This is a genomic window from Romboutsia sp. (assembly GCF_051659545.1).
Taxonomy (GTDB): domain Bacteria; phylum Bacillota; class Clostridia; order Peptostreptococcales; family Peptostreptococcaceae; genus JBOFOR01.
In genome coordinates this window covers 1-25,616 of sequence record NZ_JBOFOR010000143.1, presented here as the reverse complement: position 1 = coordinate 25,616, position 25,616 = coordinate 1, and the positions used below count along the sequence as shown (strand labels likewise).

Sequence of the window (25,616 nt, the reverse complement as noted above, 5' to 3'; positions counted from 1 at the left end):
AGAAAGTTAGTAGGAAATTCAGTTATTTAATTATTAGAGTGTAAAATTGTTGGAACGCCGTATGAGGTGAAAGTCTCACGTACGGTGTGAAGTGGGGGAAAAGTTGGAGATAACTTCAAAGACTTACCTATCACTATAAAATAGAAATAGTGTTTGATAAAGAAGACTCACAAATACTTGATGGTCAATCTAAAATATGTAACTGGCTATATAATCAATTACTTCAAGCTACAATAGATGATTATAAAAATGGTAGTGAGCAAAAACTTTTAAGTGGACGAAATTTAAGAAATTATGCTACTAAAATGAAATCAGAAAATACATTTTTATATTCTGTACACTCATCACCACTTAAAAATACTGCAATTAGAGTGAAGGATTCTTATGAAAAATTCTTTAATAAAAATTGTTCTTATCCAAATTTCAGGTCATTTAAGAAAAAGTGGTTTTCATTATTTTATGATGAACCCAATAAAGGATTTAAGCTACTTGACAGTAGAAATCTAAGAATATCTTTAGGAAAAAATGAACTTAATAAACAAGTGCATGTAAAAGGGTATTTAAAAGAAACGTTTGATTTAAGAGAAAATGAGAAAATAAAAAACTTTAGACTTTGTAAGCAACAGGGGACGAAGTTTTATGCCATATTTACAATAGAAAAAGAAAATCCATCAAATAAGGAAGTTAAAACATGGATATCAATAGATCTAAATCATAAAAATCTATTCGTAGCTATTGATAATACAGGAACTACTTTTGAATTTGAAAAATTATATCAAGTCAAATATTTTGATAAGTTAATAGATGAAGTTAAATCTAAAAGAGATTTGTGTAATAGAAAAAATAAGCTCAAGTATACAGAACATGGTAGCAAATATTATTTACCGAGTAAAAGGTATCTAAAATTAAATAATACATTAGATAAGTTATACCATAAAAGACGAGAACAGATTAAGTTAATTATGTATAGTATAGCGAATTATATAGCTAGAAATTATGATAAAGCAATAATAGGTGATTATACACCTACACTTGAAGTAGCAAGTGATAAGAATATGCATAGGGGAATGCTAAATCAATCTTTAATAGGTATGTTTAGAAAAATACTTGGTTGGACTATGGAAAAGTCAAATAAGGCATATGTTGTTGTAAATGAAAAAGACACTACAAAAACTTGCTGTATATGTGGGAATAAAGAAAAGAAAGACCCAAGTATAAGGGAGTTTACTTGTAAATCTTGTAATACAGCAATACTTAGAGATGTGAATAGTGCAATAAATATAGCTAGAAAAGATAATCTAGAACCAACTAAGAAAATATTAAATAAAATAATAAAGAAAGGCTACTTTAGATTTGATAAATATATTTTAGAGGGGATATAGAATATAAAAAATAATCATTGCGTAGTTCACGCCATCTTAAATAGGATGAACTGACATGGACTAGTTAATATTAATTAGAACCCAGCAGTCTTATATAATAGAAATATTCTATAAGGTGAATTAAATCTAAGAATGTGGTATTCTTAGGGCTAAATGTTATTGGTGAATATATTTATATACTCATGAGTATATTTAGATAGCTTTAGTAGAACGGGATAGAAAATAAATAATCCCACATAAATCAATGGAGGAAGTTTATGAATAAAGAATTAATTTTAAAGAAAATTGATGAAAGTAATTTTATTGAGTGTTTTAATTTAAAGCTGGGAGAAGGACAAGATAAGTTTGTATCACATCCGATCCGTAGTTTGGCACAAGCATATGTATATAATAATCAATGTACACCTTTTGCAATTTATAAAGAGAATATTATGGTAGGATATGTTATGGTTATTTATGATTATGATGATGAAACCTATAATATTTGGCATATGATGATTGATGAAAAGTATCAAAATAATGGATATGGAACTAGAGCTCTAGAATTATGTATAGAATATATAAAATCAAAACCATTTGGAAAATCAAATGATATTATACTAACTTGTAATATAGAAAACTATAACGCAATTCATATTTACAAAAAAATAGGATTTAAAGAGACAGGCGATGTTGACGATGATGAGATAATTATGAAGTTAGTAATTTAACTTAAATATATATTTAGATACCTAAAGGTGAGATAACATTGTTATTTCACCTTTTTACATATAAGCAAATTGTATAACATTAAATGATAAATAAATTAAAAAAATACACCTTGCATTAAAATAATGCACCTATAAAACTAGTACAAGTAGTATACTAGTACTAAAGAACAAAGAAAACATTTTCAAGAAGGGGATTACAATGAGAAATATAGTTAATATTAATTCAAACTGGAAATTTATAAAAGAAGATATAAAAGATGCTTACATAGCAGGTATAGATACAGCAAACTGGGAAGACGTTCAAATACCACATACTTGGAATGCTATAGATGGAATAGATGGAGGTAACGACTTCTTCAAAGGAGCTTGTTGGTACAGAAAAGATTTATTTGTAAATAAAGACTGTGAAAACAAAAAAATATTCTTAGAATTCAATGGTTCAAACAGTGTAACAAATGTTTATTTAAATGGACAACACTTAGGAGAACATAAAGGTGGATATTCTATATTCAGATTTGATATAACAGACATAGTAGAATTTGGAAAAAATAATACAATAGCAGTAAAGGCAGACAACACTATAGTAGATGATATATATCCAATATGGGCAGACTTTACTTTCTATGGTGGAATATATAGAGATGTAAACTTAGTAGTAGTAGAGCCAACACACTTTGAGTTAATGGATAATGGTTCAAAAGGAATCTTCGTATCTCAAGATGAAATAACTAAAGAAAATGCAAAAATATCAGTAAAAACATTAATTAAAAATGATTCTGATAATGAAGAAGCTGTAAGATTATGGATAGATGTATTAGATAAAGAAGAAAATGTAGTAAAGTATACTGCTAAAGACTTAGTATTACAACCAAAAGAAGTAAAAGAAGTAACTTTATCTATGAATATAGAAAATCCAATATTATGGAATGGAGTTAAAAATCCATACTTATACAATGTAAAAGTAAACATGATGAGAGAAAATGATGTAATAGATGAAATAGAAATACCAACAGGACTTAGATTCTATAGCTTTGATGCTAAAGATGGATTCTTCTTAAATGGAGAGTATGTAAGATTAAATGGTGTATCTAGACATCAAGACATGAAAGATAAAGGTTGGGCTTTAACTAAAGAAGATCATATAAGAGACATGGAGTTAATAAAAGAAGTTGGTGCAAACTCTATACGTTTAGCTCATTACCAACATGATCAATTCTTCTATGATTTATGCGATAGAGAAGGTATGATTATATGGGCAGAAATACCATTTATATCAATAATGTCTAAGACTGACTTACACGGATTAAATGCAAAATCTCAATTAGTTGAATTAATACGTCAAAACTTCAACCATTCAAGTATAGTAATGTGGGGAGTTCAAAATGAAATACAAATAGGTGGAATGACTGATGAATTAAGAACTTTAGTTCAAGAGTTACATGAGTTAGCTAAAGCAGAAGATAACACTCGTTTAACTACTCAAGCTCAAGTTATGATGGTTCCAAATGATGATGAATTCCATACTTATACAGATATAATGGCTTACAACAAATACTATGGATGGTATCAAGGAGAAGCTGAAGAATTTGCACCATGGTTAGATGAATTCCACAAATTAAATCCTAATACTTGTGTAGGTATATCAGAATATGGAGCAGAAGGAATATTAAAATACCACACTGATACTCCAGAAGTAAAAGACTACACAGAAGAATATCATGCATTATACCACGAAAAAGTAATGAATATATTCAATGAAAGACCATTTGTATGGGGAACTTATGTATGGAACTTCTTTGACTTTGGTTCTGACTTTAGAGATGAAGGTGGAGTAAAAGGTAGAAATAACAAAGGGTTAGTAACATTTGATAGAAAAGTTAAAAAGGATGCATTCTATTTATATAAAGCATTATGGTCAAATGAAAAGTTTGTTCATATAGGAAGCAAGAGATATATAGACAGAGAATTAGAAGCTATAAACATAAAAGTATATTCTAACTTAGAGGAAGTTACTTTATATGTAAATAATAAAGAAATAGCTACTTTAACTGGTAAAACAGTATTTAACTTTGAAAATGTAGCATTAGAAGCTGGACAAAATGATATAAAAGTAATAGCTAAATCATCAGATGTAGTATTGACTGATATAGCAATGTTTAACAAAGTAGATGAAAGAAATGAAGTATATAACTGTCCAGAAGAAAAAGGTGGAATAGTTACAAACTGGTTTGAAGATGATAGTAATAAGTTAGACGGTGTAGTTGTAGAAGAATTAGAAATAGGTGATGATGTTTATTCTACAAAATGTAAAATAAAAGACTTATTAGCAAATGAACAAACTAAAGTTATAATAGAAGAATACTTCAAAGCTATGTTAGATAATCCAATGATGGGTATGTTAGAAGGAATGTCTATAAATGAGTTAGCTCAATTATCAGATGGACAAATAAATGATAAGCTTATCTATGTATTAAATAAAGAGTTAATAAAAATTAAAAAATAATTTTTAAATAGAAGGCCTCAATTATGATTATTAATCATAACTGAGGCTTTTTTAAGTTCAAGGGGATTATATTACCTCAAAACTATGGATAAGTTGCTATATTTAAGTGGATTTTACATATTCCTATATTGGGAGGGAGTAGTACCTACTAATTTCTTAAAGGTTTTAGAAAAATACTTACTATCATTATAACCAACACTATATGCTATATCTGCAATTAAGTTATTAGTTGTTTTAAGTAAAATCATAGATTCTTTTATTCTTAAATCATTTATAAAATCTGTAATACTTAGAGAGGTTTCGCTTTTAAACCTAGAAGATAAATAGTTAGGATGAATATAAAGTGATTGAGCGATATCTTCTAAAGTAAGGTCGTTTTTAAAGTTTAATTTTATGTAATTTACAGCACTAGATACAACCGTTGTATATTTATTATTAGAATAATCATTAACTAATTTACAATAAGATTTAACCATATAAATAAGTAAAGAGTCTAATTCTTTTAAGTTTTTGCAGTTTTCAATTTTAATTGCAACCTGCTCTGAAGTTAAGTGAATTATGTAATAATCTATATTATTACTTTGAACTGCTTTTCTAAGTAAAGTATTAAGAGTTATATATAAATTTTTAGAATTTCTCAAAGGTGCATTTGGAACTCTTTCAATATCAACTGCAATAAAGTTTTTGCTTAAAAGAGATAGTGCTCTAAGTTCATCACCTAAGGCTACATAATGTAGTAATTGAGATTCTAAATTATAAGTACTTCTTATATTCTCAACTGCAAACTCGCAATCTTTCATTGAATAATCTTCAATACATGAATAATCAGTATTTAGACTGTTTATGTTTATTTTATTAATATCGTAAGGGTTATTGTTTATCATGTAAAAAATTGAATTACTTAAGAAGTTTTCCTTCTTAGTATTTAACAAAGGTAGACTTTTATAAAAATCATGTATGGAATTAAATATAGAAGAAGATAGTTTATTTTTAATAGCAATATCCTGAATCTCAAAAGTTGAAACAGAAGCTGTAAGGTATGGTCCAACAACTATACATCCATCAAGGGAATTATCTTTATAAAGAGAAAATCCCATATATTTCAAATTTACATCTGATTGATAAAATAAAATAGTATTAGTCGGGTTAGAAGAAAAAGTATTTATAAAATGATTTAAAATATTTTTCTCTAACTCATCAATAAAAGGAGACAAAGTAGTGTTAGTAAATCTCGAAATATTTTTAGTTGTAGATGAAATAAGTGTTAAATTTATTTTAACAAATTCATTTATATTACTATATAAGTTTTCTGTATATGTACTAGATGGCATATTTTTAAATTCCTTCCATAATATAGTTAAATAAATCTTCTGTTTCTATTATACATAAAAGAGAGATGTAATTGAAGAAAGTAATTTATTCTATATTGAAATTTATTATAATTAATTGTAACACCAAAACAATATATAAAAAATAACTTTATGATTTAGCAGAATACTATTACTACACTGAATTAAATTGGCATTTTTAGCAAATAATAAGCATTAAGATTGAAATCATAGGAGGTAAAAATGAACTCTTTAAAAGATAGTAGAACTAAAGTAAATTTAATGAGAGCTTTTGCTGGAGAAAGTCAAGCGAGAAATAGATATACATTTGCAGCATCACTAGCTAAAAAACAAAAGCTAGCATTAATAGAACAAGCATTTACATATACAGCTGACCAAGAAAAAGCTCATGCAAAAGTATTTTATAATCATCTTAAAGAACTTTCAGGTGATACGGTACAAATAGATGGTACATATCCTGTAGAAATCTTTGACAACATAGTACAAACCCTAAGAGCTGCTCAACATGATGAGTATCAAGAATGGGAACATGTATACAAAGATTTTGCTAATATAGCTAGAGAAGAAGGTTTTTTGCCTGTAGCAGCTAGTTTTGAGCAAATAGCTCAAATAGAAAAAACACATGGAGATAGATTTGGAGATTTTGCTCAAAAAGTTGAAAGTGGAACTTTATTTAAAAGTGATAAAGAAGAACAGTGGATTTGTTTAAATTGTGGGCATATTCATACAGGAACAGATGCACCTAATGCTTGTCCAGTATGCCAACACCCACAAGGCTATTTTATATTATACTCTAAGTCACCTTTTGAAAGCTAATATTAGAATGAAACACACTCTATGATAGAAATTATCACTGGATATTGTTAAATAACAAAAATATTAATAGGAGGATTTAGAAAATGAAAATAGGTTGTGATGTAGAAAACTGTTCTCACAATAAAAGTGGAACTTGTTACTCAAATAGAGTTAACATGGAAGGTAGCGGGGCAAAAGATTCTTGCTCTACCTGTTGTGCAACTTTTTTAGATGAAAGAAATTATTCCACTCTTACAAATAATACTAGTTCTAGTGGAAGTTGTGATTGCTTAGTTTGTGATGTAACGAATTGTAGATACAATAATAATAAAATGTGCAAATCAGAGAATATAGTGGTATCGGGAAGTAATGTAAATCTTTATATAGAAACTCATTGTGATACTTTTAAGGCAAAATAATAATATATGTAGAATGTTAAGCAGTATAAAAATAGTGTGATTTTATAAAAAAATCACACTACTTTTAATTGATTAACTATCTATCCAGGATATCAGTGTTCCACAATGCCTGGAGTATCTATTGCTAAAGTAACCCAGTTCTCCAAGTCCAAGTATATGCTCGCAATTACTACATTTAATATAATATTTACTTATGATTATCATAGAAATTATGAATTTTACTTATATATAAAAAAGATATATAATAATATATAAAGTTAACAATCTGTAAAAACTAAAAGGAAATAAATAATTAAGCAAAAATAAAGGAGACTTACTTATGAGAGATATAGCCATTATAGGAGCAGGAGTTGTAGGATGTTCAATAGCTAGAGAATTATCAAAATATAAGTTAAATATAATAGTAATAGATAAGAATAAAGATGTTGCAGAAGGAATTTCAAAAGGAAATAGTGGAATAATTCATGCAGGATATAATGAAAAAGAGAATACCTTAAAAACAAAATTAAATTTAGAAGGTAATCAAATGATGGAAAGCCTTTCAGAAGAATTAGATTTTAAATTTAAAAGAAATGGTGCATTAATATTAGCTTTTTCAGAAGAGGATATTGATAGATTAAATTACTTAAAATCAAATGGAGAAAAATTAGGTGTAACAGAACTTGAATTAATAGAAAAAGAAGAAATTCTTAAACTTGAACCAAGTATAAATAAAAACGTAATAAAAGCATTACATGCTAAAACTTCTGGTATAGTTAGTCCTTATGAAATGACTATAGCCTTTGCTGAAAATGCAGCACAAAATGGAGTAGAATTTAATCTTGGAAAAGAAGTATTAAATATAACAAAGGAAAATGAAAGCTATAATATAACATTAAATGATGGACAAGTAGTCAATACTAAAATGATTATAAATGCATCCGGATTAAATGGTGCTAAATTAAACAATTTAGTAAGCGAACATAAATACGAAATTACTCCAGTAAAAGGAGAGTATTGTTTATTTGATAAAATAGCAGGAACAATGTGTGAAAAAACATTATTCCAAGTGCCATCTAAATTAGGTAAAGGTGTATTAATAACACCTACTGTTGAAGGAAACTTATTACTAGGACCAAATGCAAAGGCAAATGATAGCATAAGAACTTCGAGAAAAGGAATAGACGAAATAATAGAAAAAGGTCAAAAGACAATCGCTGAATTACCATTAAATAGAGTATTAAGTACCTTTAGTGGGTTAAGACCTAAAATAGAAGGTGAAGATTTTATAATAGAAGAAGCTAAAGATGCTAAAAACTTTATAAATGTAATAGGTATAGATTCCCCAGGTTTAACTGCAGCACCAGCGATAGGAGGATTTATAGCTCAGTTATTAAAAAATAAGATTGATTTAGAGAAAAAACAAGAATTTATTTCAAAAAGAAAAGGAATAACAAGATTTAATGAATTAAGTTTAGAAGAAAAAAATGCTTTAATAGCTAAAAATCCTTCTTATGGTAAAATGGTTTGCAAATGTGAATTAGTAACTGAAGGTGAAGTAATAGAAGCAATAAATAGACCATTAGGAGCAAAAACTACAGATGGAGTAAAAAGAAGAACTCGTGCAATGATGGGTGGATGTCAAGGTATAGGATGTATGATAACTATTGGAAATATATTAAGTAGAGAATTAAAATTAGACATAAGCCAAATTGATAAAAATGATGACTTATCTCAAGCATTTGGATATAAGGAGAATTAATTATGAGAGAATATGATTTAATTATAATTGGTGCAGGGGCATCAGGAATATTATGTGCTATAGAGGGCAGTAAAAAAGGAATAGAAAATATATTATTAATAGAAAAAGATCCTATATTAGGTGGAGCATTGTCAGCAGGAGATTACAATATAAGTAAAAATAATAAAATAACTGGAAAAGAATTCAAAGAAAATTTATTCAAAGAATTTGATAAATATTCTAATATAGATACTTTACTAGGAACAATGGCACTAAAAATAGAAGATAATAACGAAGTAGTTATAACAAGTACAAAAGGAATAGAAAAGATTAAAGGCAAAAAAATAATTTTATGTAATGGAGCAAAAGAAGGTAGTAGAAAAGCTGTAGGTATGGTAGGAGATAGATGTTCAGGAATATACACAGTTGGAATGGCAAAGAAGATATTTAATATGGACAATATGATTCCTGGTAAAAATATTTTAGTCTATGGAAATGAAACTTTATACATGTTAGAAAATGATTTAAAAAATCACAATGTAAATATAGTTGGTATAGTTACTTTTGGAGAAAATAAAGAAACCTTTGGAGTAAGTGATACTATATATGATGGATATGAAATTACCTCTATTAAAGGTGAAGGAAGAGTAGAAGAAGTTGTATTAAACAAAGGTAGTGAACAACTTAAAGTAAACTGCGATACTATTATTTTCGCAAGACCAATGCTTAGTGATGGATTAGTAGCAATGAGAAGTGGTATAAATTTAAACTCAGTTACAACAGGACCTGTAGTTGATAAGAGCTTTATGACTAGTAGAGAAAATATATTTGCCTGTGGAAATGGGATTTATATACATGAAAGTATTGAGGATATTGAAAGTGAATGTGTAAGAGTTATAGAAAATATAATAAAAAAGTAATTTAAAATTATTAATATATGACGAGATAAAAGTGGACAATTTAACATTGTCCACTTTTTGATGTTTAATATTAGTATTTGTTTAAAACAGAGGACTTATATTTTAAAATACTAATTCGTAATATTAATATTTCTCTTTTTAACACAAATATATATTAATAATAATTCAAGCAACATATTTGAAAACATTATACAATTAGCAAATATTATGTATGAGCTCTGATTATCAAATAACTCATATTGCCAATTAGCTCTTAAAAATTCATTAATATATCCAACAAATAATCTAGATGATATAAAGGCAATACTAATGGCCAATATGCCTATAATTATCCATTTAATACTAATTTTTATTTTTGTTTGATTCATTTTTTACCCATTTATTTTACTTCGTATTATTTAATCTTATAAAATCAGATGGAGTCATACTTTCAGCTTTAATAAATTGTTTTGAAAAATGAGAAGCACTGTTATACCCAACTTTTTCGGCTATTTCCCTTACAGAAAGAGAAGAAGTAGTTAGCAGTTTTTTGCTTTCTTTAATTCTTATAGAAGTTATGTAGTCAATAAACTTTACCCCAGCCTTTTCGTGAAAAATTTTGCTTAAATAGTTAGGAGTAATATTATAAAGGCAAGCTATAGTGTTTACCCCTATTTCATTCATGTAATTAGCTTTTATGTATTTAATAATTTCATCTACTAAACTATCATTAGAAGACTTATTATTTTTCTCAAATATAGTAGAGCCATACTGAGATAAAGCATTGGTAAAGGCAGAAAAACTATTACTATAATCAAAGTTAAAATCAATCGTTACATTGAAAAAATTTTCTAAAGAGGTTTTTTCTAAATTAGTATAAATATTTTTAATAATTAAAGATTGACTGATTTTACTTACATATTCATTATATAAAAGCTCTTCTTTATTTAAATAAGCTTGGCTTAATTTATAAATATAATTAGAAAACAATAAGTAATCTTTTTTTATTTGGCTAAAGTTTTCATCTATAAATAGCAATCCTTTGAAATTTTCTAAAACTCTAACAAAAGTATATTCTTTTAGCTTATCCAAAACTTGATAAAACTGAAGCTCATTACTATATGGATAAAACTGACTTAAACTAATACTATAATTATTTCCTTGTAAAGAAGTAAGCAAGGTACTAAAATCAATATTTACCTTACAAGTACTTCTTACTAGTAACAATAAATTATCAGAATCAATATAATGAATTGCAAAACGTAAATTGTCATCTAGTTTATCCACCATAAATTCTCTTATAACATTTAAAATTTCATCTCGCCTTGCACTAATATCATCAATATTATTTATTCCATCTATGGAAAATAAGTAAGGAGTATATAAATAGTTATTGTAATTATTATTCGATTTATTACTCATAACCTTATTAGCAAACAACTTATTATAAGTAGAAATTATATTTAACTCAAAGGAATAGTTATCTTGGATAAGATATTCCTTTTTTGAAGTTTTTGTACTAAAAATAATCGGCCTTAATTCTTCTAAGCTAATAGGCTTCAATAAATAATCTTTTACTCCTAGAGATATTGCCTTTTTAGCCAAATGAAATTCTTTCTCCCCAGTTAAAATAAACCACCTTGTGTTTGTTGAAAGTTCACTACAGTGTTCAATGGCAGATAAACCATCCATTAAAGGCATATTAATATCTACAAAAGCTAAATCAGGTTTAGTTTGATTAAAAACTTTAATAAGTTCCTTTCCATTACGAGCTTCTAGAAACTTATGTGTGTGAGGCTCTAGTTCTTCTATCATATTTTTAAGACCTAATCTAACTAGCTTTTCATCATCAGCCAGTAATATAATCATAATTATGCTCCTCCTTTAAAAGTAGTTTTATAGTACATATAGTTGATATTCTAGGAGTACTTTCTATAGTAAACTCACTATCACTTTCAAATAATTGCAAACGTTCTCTAACGTTTTTTATTCCTACACTATTATTAGGATTAGTTTTAGTTAGATCAAAACCATCTCCATTATCACATACAGTTACAATTAAAAAATGTAAGTCATCAATGGTTTCAATAGCTGATTTTACAATTATAAATATAGGCTCGCCGGATTCCCTAAACCCATGTTTTACACAGTTTTCAACTAATGGTTGTAAAATAAGCTTAGGCAATTTAATGTCTTTAGTAATATCATCTAAAGACAACTCAAATTCTATTAAATCATCAAATCTAAGCTTCTCAAGGTGTAAATACTTATCTATACAATAAAACTCTTCTTCTAAGGTAGATACATTAGAATTATTACAAGTGTATCTATAAAATTGAGATAGTTGAATTATTGAATCTTCAAGTAATTGTTTTTCATTAATTCTATTAAGTGTAATAAAGCCACTTAAGATATTATTTAAAAAGTGAGGATTTATTTGAGATTGAAGAGCAGTATATTCTGCCTTTTTTTGTTTTATTATTGCTTCATACTCATTTTTTGCGTATTTATCAATATTAGAAGCTATTTTATTTATTGCTTTTGAAATAAGTTCAAACTCGTGAGTACCAGAGATGTTAGAGTCTATTAAAGCTTGTCCACTTTCTAACTTTTCCATAGAAGATGTAATATTGTAAATAGAATTAATTATATCTTTAATTCTCAATTTAAAAAATAGTATTGAAAATGATAAAAATAATAAACCAATAATTATAAATACTATTAAAATAATAAAAGTTTTAGCATATAAATCAACTCTAGACCCAAAATATAATAAAGTCCAGCTATTAGAGCTTATCTTTTTTTCTAATACATTGTAGTTTGATAAAACACTAGTATGATAATCAAAATTATACTCATTTTTAACCTCTGTATATTTATCTCTAGGATGAGTAGAGTAGATGATTTGTTTATATTCATCTAAAAGTAAAAACTCAGAGCTAGTACTAATATCTATAGAAGATACTATACTTTTTAAAGTAGATTCCTCAGCATCAACCTTAATTACTCCAATTACTTTTTTAGTATCAGGATTTTTGATAACTCTCATTAATGAAAATACCTTATAGGTATTACTTGACATAGGATATTGGATATTATGCAAGGGCGTAAAGTAAATTCCACCTTCAGCCTGTAGTGCTAATTTAATCCAACTTCTATAATCTTTAGGAGAAGTCATTTCAGTTAAGGCATAATAGTGCTTGTTAACTAAAAAAGACTTAGAAGTATCATTAATAGGAACAAAAGTTATAGCTAAAATATCTTTTCTAGAAGTATTAATTAACTTATTTAATATAGAAGAATAATTTTTATTCAAGTTGTACAAATAAATATCATTTGTATTCTGTTCATTTAAATTAGCATTAAGATAGGACAGATACTTGTATACTTCATTGTACATATAAGGTGATAATGTTAATCTTTCTAAATCATCTAAATAAGTATCAATATTATTAGAAACCGAGTTTAGTGTATTTTTGTAAGCCTCTATATTTTGTTTACTTAATATACCCGTAAAATAATTAAACAAAAATATAAGACTAACAATCATTGGTATTAGAACACTTATGGTAAACAACATAATTAATCTTGAACTTAAACTGTAAAATCTTTTCATACCCAACCCCTTAGTTATAGATTACTTAAGATAATTATATCAACTGTAGAATAAAGTCGCAAACAAAGTTGTAAATTGTAATTGTAGAAAATGACTATTAGAGTGTAGAATTGAGATATAAAAAAAAATTATATATAAATTATAATTATATTAAATAGTGAGGGGAGGAATAGAATATGAACAAAAAATTAATAAGCGTTCTTACAACTAGTATGTTAACGTTTTCTATGCTGGCGGGATGTGCAAGTACTGATGAGAAAAAAGAAGATACTGCTAAAAAGGAAGAGGCAACACTAACATTTATGACTAACAAGGTAGGAGCACCATCAGATGCAATTAAACAAGTATGTGAAAATTTTACAAAAGAAACAGGAATAAAAGTAGAATTCTCAGCTCCTGGTAACAATTACGAAGAGCTTATGAAAACTAAAATGGCAGCAAATGATCTTCCAGACTTATGGACTACACATGGATGGTCAGTGGCTAGATACTCAGAATATTTAATGCCATTAAATGATCAACCTTGGTTTAAAGATGTATCACAATCAATAAAACCAGTAATAACAGATGAAAATGATAAAATATACGCTTTACCAGTAAATATGGATATAGCTGGTATATTATATAATGTTGATGTTTTAGAAAAAGCAGGAGTAAAGGTTGACGATATAAAAACTTGGGGTGACTTTGAAAAGGCACTACAACAGATTAAAGATGCTGGATTTATACCAATACATATAGGTGGAAAAGACAGCTGGACAATAGGTCAATTCTTTGACTGGGTAGCTCCATCATTCTATGTAACAAATGAAAGTAGTAACTTCCGTAAAGAATTAAAAGATGGTTCTTTTGATATGAGTAAATGGTCAGAAGTTGCTGGATTATTTGAAAAATGGAATAATGCAGGATACTTTAACGTTGATAGTTTAACTTCAGACTACATGAGCGCAACTCAATTATTAGGAGAAGGTAAAGTTGCATTTGAATTCTATGGAAACTATGGAATGACAGATGCTTTAACTAAAAATAAAGATGCAAAATTAGGATTTATGCCAATACCTGCAAAAGATGCTTCTGATCAACCTACTTTAATAGCTGGTGAAGATATAGCTATAGGTGTTAATAAAGATACTAAAAATAAAGAAGCAGCTCTTAAGTTATTAAACTACTTTGCTAAAGCTGACGTATTAAGCGAATTATCTTCAGTTAGTAAAATGCCATCAGGTATAAATGGAGTAGATAGTGATACAGGAATGGCTAAAACTTATTATGATAAATACAAAGATGTTAAAACTATGCCTTACTTTGATAGAGCATTCTTACCAAATGGTATGTGGGATGATATGTGTATAGGTGGAGCAAGTATATTAGCTAAGGAAAAAGATTCTGTACAAAAAGCAGTAGACCAAATGACTCAAAGTTACAAAGATAAAATAAATCAATAATATTAAAATATAACTTAATAATATTAAATAATTTTGAGAGTGAAAATTTTAGCAATGCGCAGAGCCATTGGCGCTATGAGCGAAGCGAATTTTTTACTCTCAAATTATTTAAAGAGGGGAGGAACAAAATGAAAACAGCATCTTATGATAAAAAAAGTAAACCACTTTTAAAAAATAAAAAAACTACAATGAACTTATTCTATTTGCCAGCAATAATCTTATTTCTAGTAATTGTAATATATCCTTTAATTAAAGGTGTAATGTTCTCTTTTACAAACTGGAATGGTTTTTCACAAACTTATAAGTTTGTTGGTCTAGAAAATTATAAGAGAATACTTACTGATCCAAATGTAAGATTAGCACTATTTAACACTATAATATATGGATTTGGTAGTACACTGTTTCAAAATGTACTTGGTCTTGCATATGCTATATTTCTAAATTCTAAATTTAGAGGAAGAGGCTTATGTAGAACAATAGTATACTTACCTGTAATGATTGCACCTTTAATTATGGGATATATTGTTTACTTCTTATTCCAATATAATGGAGGAGCATTTAATGATATTTTAATAATGCTAGGAAAAGAGCCATTAGATTGGTTAGCAAATGGACAAAGGGCAGTAATTATTATGACTATTGTAAATACACTTCAATTCGTTGGTATATCCATGGTAATTTATTTGGCAGGTCTTCAAAATATACCTCAAATGTATTATGAAGCAGCAGAAGTTGATGGAGTTTCTCCGTGGGATAAATTTAGATATATAACATTACCTCTTCTAATACCAGCAATAACATCCTCAGTAATAGTTAACTTAATAGGTGGTTTAAAATTATTCGATATTATACAAGCCTTAACAGCAGGTGGACCAGGATTTTCCTCACACTCACTATCAACATTAGTAACGCATACTTATTTCAGAAGTCAAAATGCAGGGTACTCAGTAACAATAGGGTTATTTACATTTGCATTTATAGCAATAGTTTCAAACCTTATAATGAAGTATTTTGACAGTAAGGAGGTATAGTAATGAGTAGTTCAAAAAGAAAACAAAGAGGAAATATTAAAAGAAGTATATTAGCAATATTAATATCTTTAGTACACATAATTCCTTTATATATATTAGTAGGCGTTGCCTTTAAAAAACCAGATGATTTGACTTCAAGATGGATATTACCAAAGTATCTTTACTTAGATAACTTTAAAGTAGCTATAGAACAAGGGAATATATTAAGAGGATTAACAAACAGTTCAATAATAACCTTTACTGCAATAGTTTTAATAACAGTAGTAGGAGCAATGGCAGCCTACCCATTAGCAAGAAATGCAACAAAGACAAATATGAAAATAAAAGCATTCATAGTAGGTATAATGATGGTTCCACCTTTAAGTATAGTAGTTCCATTATATTCTATGATGGCAGATGTACAAGGTACTAGTACTTACTGGGGAATAATTACTATACTAGTTACCTTCCAATTACCTATGAGCGTTTTCTTATACTACAACTTTATAAGATCAATACCAGTAGATTTAGATGAAGCTGCAGCTATTGATGGATGTGGTCCACTAAGAACTTTCTTCCAAATAATATTACCACAGTTAAAGCCAGTAACAGCATCAGTAGTAATATTGACAGGAGTGAGCTGTTGGAATGATTACCAATTCTCATTGTATATGCTACAGAAAGCAGAAATGCAAACTGTAACTCAAACTATATCAAGTTTCTTTGCCCAAAACTCTTCAAACTTGAATGCAGCAGCGGCAACAGCCTTATTAGGTATTTTACCAATACTAGTACTGTTTATGTTCCTACAAAAATACTTTATCAAAGGTATGATAGACAGTGCAATAAAATAATAGATTACTTTATGGAGGAGAATTATGAACAACAAAAACTTTCACCCTACACTAATTGAACCACCAATAGCTCATGCACTACATAAGTGGGATGAGGAAAAAAGAGTTTTAACATATGAGTATAATGGTAGAAACATTATAACTATGGAGATAGGAGGAGATGATGAGGTTGGATTTAGACATGGTTCTGATGGAAATCTTCAAAACATTCCTTTTATACAACAGTTGTATGTAATGTTAGATAGAAAAGTAACTTCTAAGGTGACTTTATTATTAAGTAAAGATGCTATAAATATGAAGCCAAATCGTGCTAAATCTGAAGAGGCTATAATTGGTCAAGTTGGAAGACCAACAATAAAAGGAGTAAATGGAGTTTATGATATACATCAAGATTTACTTATAGACTGGAATGGTTGTGAGTGGAGATGGATATCTGATAGATTTGAAGAAAATGATGATGGTACATTAAAAGTAGAAGTAGAAGTAGATTTAGGTCCAAAACCATTATTTATAAATTTAAGAATGCAATATTATAGAAGACATTTAGGCTATAGTTATCATAAGCCATGGGAATTTAGACCAAACTTAAAGCCCTTAGCAGGATGGTGTTCTTGGGAAGCTTTCAGACGTGATGTAACTCAGGAAAATGTAGAAGAAGTATCTAAATTCTTTGGAGAAACTTTAAGAGATTATGGATTAGAGTATATACAAATAGATGATGGATTCCAACCAATGCCACTACCTAAAAATCCAAAAGGTTCACTAGCAGAGGGATGGTTAAATACTAACAGTCAATTCCCTAAAGGTCATAAAGGTGCAGTAGAGGCAATAAAAGAAGAAGGCTTAAAGGCTGGAATTTGGACTAATGCAAATATAACAAATGAAGAATTTGCAAAAGAGCAAAAAGAGCATCTAATAATTGGAAATGATAATAAGCCAATGTTAGGTGAGTGGATAGATTACTTGATTGACAGTAGTAAAGAATCACTAGATAAACATATAGCACCCTTTTATAAGGGACTTAAAGAGCATGGATATGACTACTTTAAGACTGATGCAATAAGACACCTCTTATTAGATGGATATCATGAAGCAGTTAGACAGGGTCTAATGACCAATGAAGAAGCTGAAGCTAAATTTAGAGCTTATATGGAATGTGCAAGAGAAAACATAGGTGATGAGGCTTATTTCTTGGCATCTTGGGGAGTTTTATCTGAGGTAATAGGCGTAGTAGATGCTTGTCGTATATCAATGGATGCAAACCCAACCTGGGCAGGAATTAGAATGCAAATAGTTGAGTCTGCTAGATGGTTCCATGCACAGCGTATACTATTTTTAATAGACCCAGACCATATTTGTGCAAGAACTAATGTAGAATGGGCAAGAAGTGTATGTTCACTAATCTCCTTATCTGGTGGATTATATATGCTTAGTGATCCATTAAAAGATTATGATGAAAATAGACTAGAGATAATAAAGAAAACTTTACCAACATTAAAAACTTTTACTGGAGAAACAGGTACTTTAGATTTATCATATCCTGCATTTACATGGACAAAACTTCATGGCTTTGCAGTTCCTAGAGAAAATCCAGTGGAAAATGAAGATATTACTATAGATGAAGCTTTAAACATGGCAGGAAACTATAAATCTATGAATGACAACCATCCTTTCTCAACATTATGGAATATCCATATAGATAGAGAATATAGAAAATGGAGTGTATTAAGTAGATTTGCAACAGTGCCATTAAAGGAAAGTGTAGTTGAATTTAAAGACTTAGGATTAAATAGTGATAAGGAATATTTAGGTTTTGATTTTTGGGAAAATAAGTACTTAGGGAAAAATAAATATAGCATTACTTGTAAAGAATTAGAACTTGGCAGCTGTCAAATAATTTCATTAACAGAAGTAAAGGAGCATCCACAAGTAATTGCATCCACAAGACATGTAAGCATGGATGATATAAGTATAAAATCACAAAAGTGGGATAATAACAGACTTTTACTAGAACTAGAAGGAATAAAGGATACTACAGAAGCTTATTACTTCCATATACCTAAGGGCTATGCTGTATCAAGTATAAAGGGTATAAACTCTAATATAGACTATACACAAAAGGATGAATTGTTAACAGTAAATGTAGGCTATACAGAGGCTAATTCAGGTATGGAAATAGTATTTTAATATTTAAATATAATAAGGTGGTTAAAATGGAGAGAGAGATTTTAAATATATCAAAAGAGAATTTTGCACCTTTTGGCAAAGTTATTGAATTTAGTGAAGATTGTAAGGATAAATTTGAAATAATCATTACAGATGAAGTAAACCCATGGAGAATTGCAGTTTATAGATACAAAGAAAAAAGCGTAAAAGTAATGGAAAATCATCCTACTTCTAAGGAGAGCTTTGAGCCATTAACTGGAACTACTTTAATTATGGTTGCACAAAATCATGCACCTAAGGATTATAAAGTATTTCTTTTAGATAAACCAGTGTGCTTGTATGAAGGTATATGGCACCAAGTAATAAGCTTGTCTAGTGAAGCTAGTGTAAAAATAACTGAGAATTTAGAAGTTAACTCAGAGTTTCACGAGTTTGAAAATGAAGTGAAGGTTAGAATTTTATAAATTAAATAGACTCATATGTAATTAAGAAATCGCTAATTTAAATTTATATTAGCGATTTTTTTAGGAAAAAAGTAACAGTCAAGATGATTTATGTGAATAAAATAAAAATGTATTCCTTTATAAACCTGTAATAGAATACTTTTTATATTATAAAAAAACTGAGGGAGGATAAAGATGAAAAGTAACAATAAGAAGAAATTAAAAGTTGTAGTACCTTTATCAATGGTATTAGCAGCAACTAGTGCAAACTCATTAGCACCAATAAATGCTATTACAAAAACACCACAAAGTAAAATTATGACTCTTGAACAAGGAGAAAATTTACTTCTCAATCCAGGTTTTGAAGATGGAACAAATAACTGGGAATTTATTGGAGGAGGATTAGCAAGTAACAATCAGTATAAGGGTACACATTTTTATTTAAATGGAGGTAGCCAAAATAAGATAAAGCAAACAGTTAAAGTTCCTAAGTCAGGCAATTATACAGTATCAGCATGGTTATCATTAGGTGGAAGCAATGGTAAAATAAGTGTTGTAGATAAAACAACAGGTAGCATTATTGGAGAAACTACTGTTATTGGAAGTAGTGCATACAGTCAATACATACTAAATCAAGTTTACTTAGAACAAAATCAGGAAGTAGAGGTAGTAATTTCAGGATGTTCTGGGTGGCTAAATGGCGATGAAATTTCAATGTTCTATGATGAAACTGAGTATAGAGATATAAATGCAGTAGAATTTTATGATCAATCAGGAAAAGTAGAAATAGACAAAGTGAATAAAACAATAAATTTTGCAGTACGTTATGGAACAGATATTAACCAAATAAAATTAAAAAGTCTTAATTTATCAAGAGGAGCAACATTAAACTATAAGTTAGAGGAGCCAATTGACTTTTCAAAACCAGTTGTATTTAAGGTATCATCAGCAACATTAACTGATGAATGGACAGTAAAATGTATTGTAAGAGAACAACAATCAAAAGTAACTTCATCAAATAAAGAACTTGAAGAAGGATTCAATTGGGCTATAGATAAAACGAATCAATTTGTAATGACAGGTAAAAACGGTGTAGTAAATAAAGATGAATATAGACCAAGTGGTGACGGAACAGGTATAAGAGATTATATACCATCATATTGGGCAGGGTATTACGATAGGACTGCATTCTATGGAAGAGACTTTGTACATCAAGCAACAGGCGGGTATATATCAGGACATGAAGAAGAAAACTTATCAATGTTTGAAGTATTTGCTAAAAATGCGACAGAGGCAAGAAAGTGGTATACACTATGGGCATTTAACTTTGATGGAAGTCCACATACGATAGATTACAAAGACGATAATAACTTTGTAAGAGAAGTGCCAGCACAGTTTGAATTAGTAGAGAAGGCGTATGAGCAATATTTATGGACAGGTGACTCAAGATATATAGAAGATGAAGATTTATGGAATTTCTACACTAACGTAATGACAAACTTTGTTACATTACATGATGACCAAAATCCAAATGGTATAGCAGAAGGATATGGAGGAATATTCCAAGGGTCTTGTACTTACAATGAAAGAGGAGAGTATCCAATAGAGGCTGGAGATGCAATAGCTTCACAATATCAAGCAACATTAGCTTATGCAGGTATGCTAGAAGCTAAAGGTAAAAAAGAAGATGCTAAGGAATGGTATAAAAAAGCAGATGATTTAAAGAAATACTTTAATGAAGAATGGAGTGTAATAAACGAGAATAATAAAAATGAGCGTTATGCAAGAATTATAGATAAAGATGGAAATAAGAAAAATGATTTTGGAAAAGAAAATAGCTGGTTCATGCCAATGAAGTTAATAACAGAGCCAGGAGAAAGAAATGACAACTACTTAGACTATATATCTGAAAAACTAGGTGATGGCATAGGAACAGCTAAAGAAGCTCCAACAAATATAGAAGCATATACATATATACCAGATACATATTTCCCATACAATAGAAATGATGAAGCATGGAAGTGGATGAAGTACATATTAAGCGTAAAAGATAATGATCATGAGCGTCCTTCACAAGGAACTAATGGTGATTATCCAGAAATATCATTTACTATAGTAGATCAAACTGTAGAAGGAATGATGGGTATAGAAGCAAATGCACCAGAAAACTCAGTAGTAACAGCACCTCGTTTACCAGGTGAAGTTGAATGGGTTAAAATTGATGATTTAAAAATGGGAGAGCATAATCTTTCAATAGAACATAATGGGTTAGAAAAAACTATTTTAAAAAATAGTTCAGAAAAGGCACTAGAATGGGAAGCTAGATTCTATGGTGATTATGATTATTTTGTTATAGGCAATGAAGAAGTAAAAGCTGAGAAAAAGGAAGTAAATGGAGTATTGGTTAGCTATGTAAAAGCAAAGGTAAATTCAGGTGAAACATTAGAAATTAAAGTAAAAAATGTAACTACTGAAGAATTAAGAAATTTAGTAGAAGAAGCTAGTTTATTAAATAAAAAAGATTATACTAAAGATACTTGGAAAACTTTTGAAGATGCGTTAAAGAATGCTCAAAAAGTATTAAGCAAAGATAAATCAACACAATTAGAAATAAATAAAGCATTTTTTGACTTAAAAGTAGCTAAAGAAAATTTAAATAAATAAAAGAAAATAAAGCATTCCCACCTCATATGTTAAAAAGGTGTAGATAGGTATATCTACATCTTTTGTTAGTGTGCCTGGCATGGGCAACAACTTGACGGTGAAAGTCCGTTGCAGGCTTGGTAGTGGGAACTGCTAGCTAAGGGCAAGGGTGTCCATCGTGAGGTGGAATCTGAAGGAAGCCTACGGCAAAATCTCGGTCTGAGGTACACGAACTACATTCGAGGCTGCTAGAAATGGATGAGTTTGCTAAACAAAACAAAGTCCAACACTACCCGAATTTCTAGTAGTAAATGTAGCAGATATATGAGATGAAGGTTGTTGTTCTTACCCAGGGAGATCTGATAGATACATCATTAATAAAGGATGTACTTCCTAAGTGATAACCTACATAGTGATATGTAGTTGAACTATCAGAAGTCAGCAGAGGTCATAGTACTGATTAATATGCGCGATTATCAGGAAGGACTGAACATTAAGGAGGTTTTCAACTTTGGATAAATTGAAGAACGTGAATAAATTGCAGACAACTGAATATTCAGGCCATCTTGTGGAAGTAAAGTTGGAGACTAGAGATAAACAAGAGGTGCATAGCGGAGCTTTGGTATTACCGAAGGTAGAAATAGAAAACCGTGCAAGGATATCAACTAGTAATTTACTCGAAAATATATTAGCCAGAGATAATATGATGGCTGCTATGAATAGAGTAATTAGTAATAAAGGAAGTCATGGAGTTGATGGCATGAAATACGATGAACTTCGGAATTTTGTCAAAGCTTACTGGCCGACTATAAAACTAAAATTATTAGATGGAACATATAATCCGTCGCCTGTAAGAAGGGTAGAAATACCTAAAGATGGAAAAGGTGTAAGATTACTTGGAATTCCAACTGTAGTAGATAGAATGATACAACAAGCAATAGCACAAGTATTAACTAAAATATATGAACCTACATTTTCTAACAATAGTTATGGATTTAGACCAGGCAGAAGTCAACATCAAGCTATTAGAAAATCTCTTGAATATATAAATCAAGGATATAAATGGGTTGTAGATATGGACTTAGAAAAGTTCTTTGATAAAGTTAATCAGAAAAAATGTATCTGAAGATACAATGAAAGATGCATAAATTTAAATAAAACAAATGAAAGACAAGAGGAATATATTATCTTGTCCTTTTATTATTTTACAAGGTATTTCCTGAGAATAATATTTTTTATATTTGGAAAGAATCAAATATAGAAAATATAAAGGAGATATTATTGTGTGTGGACATGTATTTATATATAGTAAAAATAAAAAAACTAATAAAGACTTGATAGAAAACTTAACTAATAAAATACATAATAGAGGACCTGATGATACAGGGTATTTTATAGAAGATAATATAGCTTTTGGTTTTAAAAGGCTTAGCATAATAGATTTAGAAAAGGGAAAACAACCTTTTGAAAAAGATAATTACGTAATGATTTTTAATGGAGAAATCTATAATTATGAAGACTTAAGAAATAATCTAGAAAAATTAAATCATAAATTTTCTACGGATTCTGATACAGAAGTTTTATTAACTTCCTACATAGAAAATAAAGAAAAATGTGTTAAAGATTTACGTGGAATGTTCTCTTTTCTAATTTATGATAGAAATCTAAAAATAATATTTGGAGCTAGAGATGAATTTGGAATAAAACCACTATATTATATAAATAACGAAAATTACATAGCATTTTCCTCAGAGTACAAAGCATTAATAGAACTTTTAGAAGAAGTCAAAGTAAATGAAGATAGCTTGCAAAGTTATTTATCGTTTCAATATGTTCCTAACTACAAAACCATGATAGAGGGAATAAAAAGAGTTCCTAATGGAACCTATTTTACTATAGAAAATGGAATACTTAAATTTAAGAGATACAACAAGCACAATTTTATAAAAGAAAGGGAAGTAAATAAAGAGGATGTATATGCAGTTTTAAAGGATTCAATAGATCATCACATGATATCAAATGTAGAGGTTGGGGTATTCTTATCAGGAGGAATAGATTCAACAATAATAGCCACACTTGCATCTAAAATTAACCCTAAGATTAAGTCATTTTCAGTTGGATTTGATGTTGATGGATATAATGAATTAGAAGTAGCTAAAAAAACAGCAGAAAAATTAGGTATAGAAAACATACAAATTAAAGTTACACAAGAAGATTACATAAAAGCTCTTCCAAAAGTAATGTACTACTTAGACGACCCTTTAGCAGATCCATCTTGTGTTGGCATACATTTTTTATCACAAGAAGCAAAAAAACATGTAAAAGTTGTTTTATCAGGTGAAGGTGCAGATGAATTATTTGGTGGTTATAATATTTACAAAGAGTACTACAGTGTTAAATCATTTTTAAACTTGCCAGATAAAATAAAAAACACCTTAAATACAGTAGTACTTAAAATGCCAAACATAAAAGGTAAAAACTATCTTTTAAGAGCAACAACACCTCTTAAAAATAGATACATAGGAAATGCTAAAATCTTTGAAAATAATGAAGTAGAAAAAATTATGTATGGATATAAAAAAATTACTTACTCCAAGAGAGTAAAACATATATATGAAGATTCTAAAAGTAAAAACTACAATTATATAACAACTATGCAAAATGTAGATTTAAATACTTGGCTTGAAGGAGATATTCTTATTAAAGGAGATAAAATATCTATGGGACATTCTATAGAGCTTAGAGTGCCGTTTTTAGATAAAGAAGTATTTAAAGTTGCTAAAAATTTAGACTTAGATCAAAAAGTAACTAAATTAAACACTAAGGTATTACTTAGAGCAGCTTTTAAAGGTATAATACCAAATAGTATGGTAGAAAAGAAAAAACTAGGTTTTCCAACACCCATAAGAGTATGGTTGAAAGAAGACTTAGGAGACGTAGTTAGAAAGACTATAAATGATTCACAAACTGATGACATAATAGACAAAGAATACATTCTACATTTATTAGATGAACATATAAAAGGAGTTGCTGATAATTCTAGGAAAGTATGGACCATATTTATATTCTGTATGTGGCATATTATGTTTATTGAAAATCTAGACATTGAATATTAGAATTATTAGCAGGCAAGAGTAATTAAAAAATAATGTAACTTTAAGGTTTAGCTATTTAGTTTATAAAATAGCTAAACCTTAAAGCTTTAATAAGTGAAATGAAATTATAATGGTAATTAAAAATAAATTTTAAAAATGTTCTAATATTTTAATATAATAACTATTTGAAAAATATTAATTATATTAAAATTATCTATTTTCAATCTAATTATTGGAATTATATTGCTCTAGTAATAGCACAATTTCTTTAATACATAAATCAGGATTACCAATTACTAATTCCCCATGAGAGAAGCCTTTGAAAATCTTTATTTTAACTTTAGGGAAAATAGATAAAAAGTGCTTAGCATATTTTTTTCCAAAGAAAGCTTCTTTTTCTCCATACCAATAAGTTAAATTTGTACGAGTTGTTTAGTACATACTATTAGTAGGCCAAAAAATTATTAAAAGTTCTTCCACACAGAATTTACCAATCCTTTTATGTTAATACTCTTATCAAAGAGTCAAATATAAAAGGATGTGTGAGGGTGATTACGTTGAAAGATA

Annotated in this window: 18 protein-coding genes; 15 read left to right on the top strand and 3 right to left on the bottom strand. The window is 28.7% G+C overall.

The genetic code is table 11. The annotated features are described in order from the left end of the window. The first annotated feature begins 140 nt into the window (after positions 1-140). The 3 genes from ACRC03_RS08250 (at position 141) to ACRC03_RS08240 (ending at position 4,595) form a co-directional block, all read left to right on the top strand. Positions 141-1,382, top strand: a complete 1,242-nt coding sequence (locus ACRC03_RS08250; protein ID WP_438652087.1) for an RNA-guided endonuclease InsQ/TnpB family protein — start codon at positions 141-143, stop codon at positions 1,380-1,382. A gap of 257 nt (positions 1,383-1,639) precedes the next feature. Then, entirely contained in the window at positions 1,640-2,092 is a 453-nt protein-coding gene (locus tag ACRC03_RS08245) for a GNAT family N-acetyltransferase (protein ID WP_438652086.1), read from the top strand. Positions 2,093-2,291: 199 nt separating this feature from the next. Beyond that, positions 2,292-4,595, top strand: coding sequence for a glycoside hydrolase family 2 protein (locus ACRC03_RS08240; protein WP_438652085.1), 2,304 nt, complete (start codon positions 2,292-2,294; stop codon positions 4,593-4,595). Positions 4,596-4,708: 113 nt separating this feature from the next. Here ACRC03_RS08240 and ACRC03_RS08235 read toward each other — a convergent pair whose 3' ends face one another. Beyond that, positions 4,709-5,926, bottom strand: a complete 1,218-nt coding sequence (locus ACRC03_RS08235; protein ID WP_438652084.1) for a helix-turn-helix transcriptional regulator — start codon at positions 5,924-5,926, stop codon at positions 4,709-4,711. 240 nt (positions 5,927-6,166) lie between these two features. Here ACRC03_RS08235 and rbr point away from each other — a divergent pair, with 240 nt between their 5' ends. The 4 genes from rbr (at position 6,167) to ACRC03_RS08215 (ending at position 9,798) form a co-directional block, all read left to right on the top strand. Next, complete coding sequence (gene rbr, locus ACRC03_RS08230; protein WP_438652083.1) at positions 6,167-6,760, top strand: rubrerythrin; 594 nt, start codon at positions 6,167-6,169, stop codon at positions 6,758-6,760. Positions 6,761-6,843: 83 nt separating this feature from the next. Beyond that, entirely contained in the window at positions 6,844-7,158 is a 315-nt protein-coding gene (locus tag ACRC03_RS08225) for a DUF1540 domain-containing protein (protein ID WP_438652082.1), read from the top strand. A gap of 319 nt (positions 7,159-7,477) precedes the next feature. Further along, positions 7,478-8,899 carry an NAD(P)/FAD-dependent oxidoreductase gene (locus tag ACRC03_RS08220; protein WP_438652081.1) on the top strand — a complete coding sequence of 474 codons (1,422 nt, stop codon included), beginning with the start codon at positions 7,478-7,480 and terminating at the stop codon, positions 8,897-8,899. 2 nt (positions 8,900-8,901) lie between these two features. Beyond that, complete coding sequence (locus ACRC03_RS08215) at positions 8,902-9,798, top strand: FAD-dependent oxidoreductase (protein ID WP_438652080.1); 897 nt, start codon at positions 8,902-8,904, stop codon at positions 9,796-9,798. A gap of 384 nt (positions 9,799-10,182) precedes the next feature. Here ACRC03_RS08215 and ACRC03_RS08210 read toward each other — a convergent pair whose 3' ends face one another. Together ACRC03_RS08210 and ACRC03_RS08205 are read right to left on the bottom strand one after the other, a co-directional pair. Next, a complete protein-coding gene (locus ACRC03_RS08210; protein WP_438652079.1) occupies positions 10,183-11,646 on the bottom strand; it encodes a response regulator transcription factor in 1,464 nt (487 codons plus the stop codon). Continuing rightward, a complete protein-coding gene (locus ACRC03_RS08205; protein WP_438652078.1) occupies positions 11,627-13,393 on the bottom strand; it encodes a cache domain-containing sensor histidine kinase in 1,767 nt (588 codons plus the stop codon). Before ACRC03_RS08205 ends, ACRC03_RS08210 begins: the two co-directional genes overlap by 20 nt. Positions 13,394-13,569: 176 nt before the next feature. On the opposite strand from ACRC03_RS08205, the gene ACRC03_RS08200 reads away from it, so the two are divergent. From ACRC03_RS08200 to asnB, 8 genes are all read left to right on the top strand, one after another. Then, entirely contained in the window at positions 13,570-14,838 is a 1,269-nt protein-coding gene (locus ACRC03_RS08200) for an ABC transporter substrate-binding protein (RefSeq protein ID WP_438652077.1), read from the top strand. Positions 14,839-14,966: 128 nt separating this feature from the next. Beyond that, positions 14,967-15,869 (top strand): carbohydrate ABC transporter permease, encoded by a 903-nt coding sequence (locus tag ACRC03_RS08195; protein ID WP_438652076.1) that lies wholly within the window; start codon positions 14,967-14,969, stop codon positions 15,867-15,869. A gap of 2 nt (positions 15,870-15,871) precedes the next feature. Further along, complete coding sequence (locus ACRC03_RS08190; protein WP_438652075.1) at positions 15,872-16,702, top strand: carbohydrate ABC transporter permease; 831 nt, start codon at positions 15,872-15,874, stop codon at positions 16,700-16,702. Between the two features lie 24 nt (positions 16,703-16,726). Beyond that, positions 16,727-18,889, top strand: coding sequence for an alpha-galactosidase (locus ACRC03_RS08185; RefSeq protein WP_438652074.1), 2,163 nt, complete (start codon positions 16,727-16,729; stop codon positions 18,887-18,889). A 26-nt stretch (positions 18,890-18,915) separates the two neighbouring features. Continuing rightward, positions 18,916-19,332, top strand: a complete 417-nt coding sequence (locus ACRC03_RS08180; protein ID WP_438652073.1) for an ureidoglycolate lyase — start codon at positions 18,916-18,918, stop codon at positions 19,330-19,332. A gap of 174 nt (positions 19,333-19,506) precedes the next feature. After that, positions 19,507-21,975: a hypothetical protein gene (locus ACRC03_RS08175; protein ID WP_438652072.1), complete on the top strand. Its 2,469-nt coding sequence runs from the start codon at positions 19,507-19,509 to the stop codon at positions 21,973-21,975. Positions 21,976-22,465: 490 nt separating this feature from the next. Then, the gene (locus ACRC03_RS08170; protein ID WP_438652071.1) at positions 22,466-23,080 is read left to right on the top strand and encodes a reverse transcriptase domain-containing protein; all 615 of its coding nucleotides are present in this window, start codon (positions 22,466-22,468) and stop codon (positions 23,078-23,080) included. A 157-nt stretch (positions 23,081-23,237) separates the two neighbouring features. After that, on the top strand, positions 23,238-25,070 hold the full coding sequence (asnB, locus tag ACRC03_RS08165) for an asparagine synthase (glutamine-hydrolyzing) (RefSeq protein WP_438652070.1): 1,833 nt from the start codon (positions 23,238-23,240) through the stop codon (positions 25,068-25,070). Positions 25,071-25,616 lie beyond the last annotated feature (546 nt).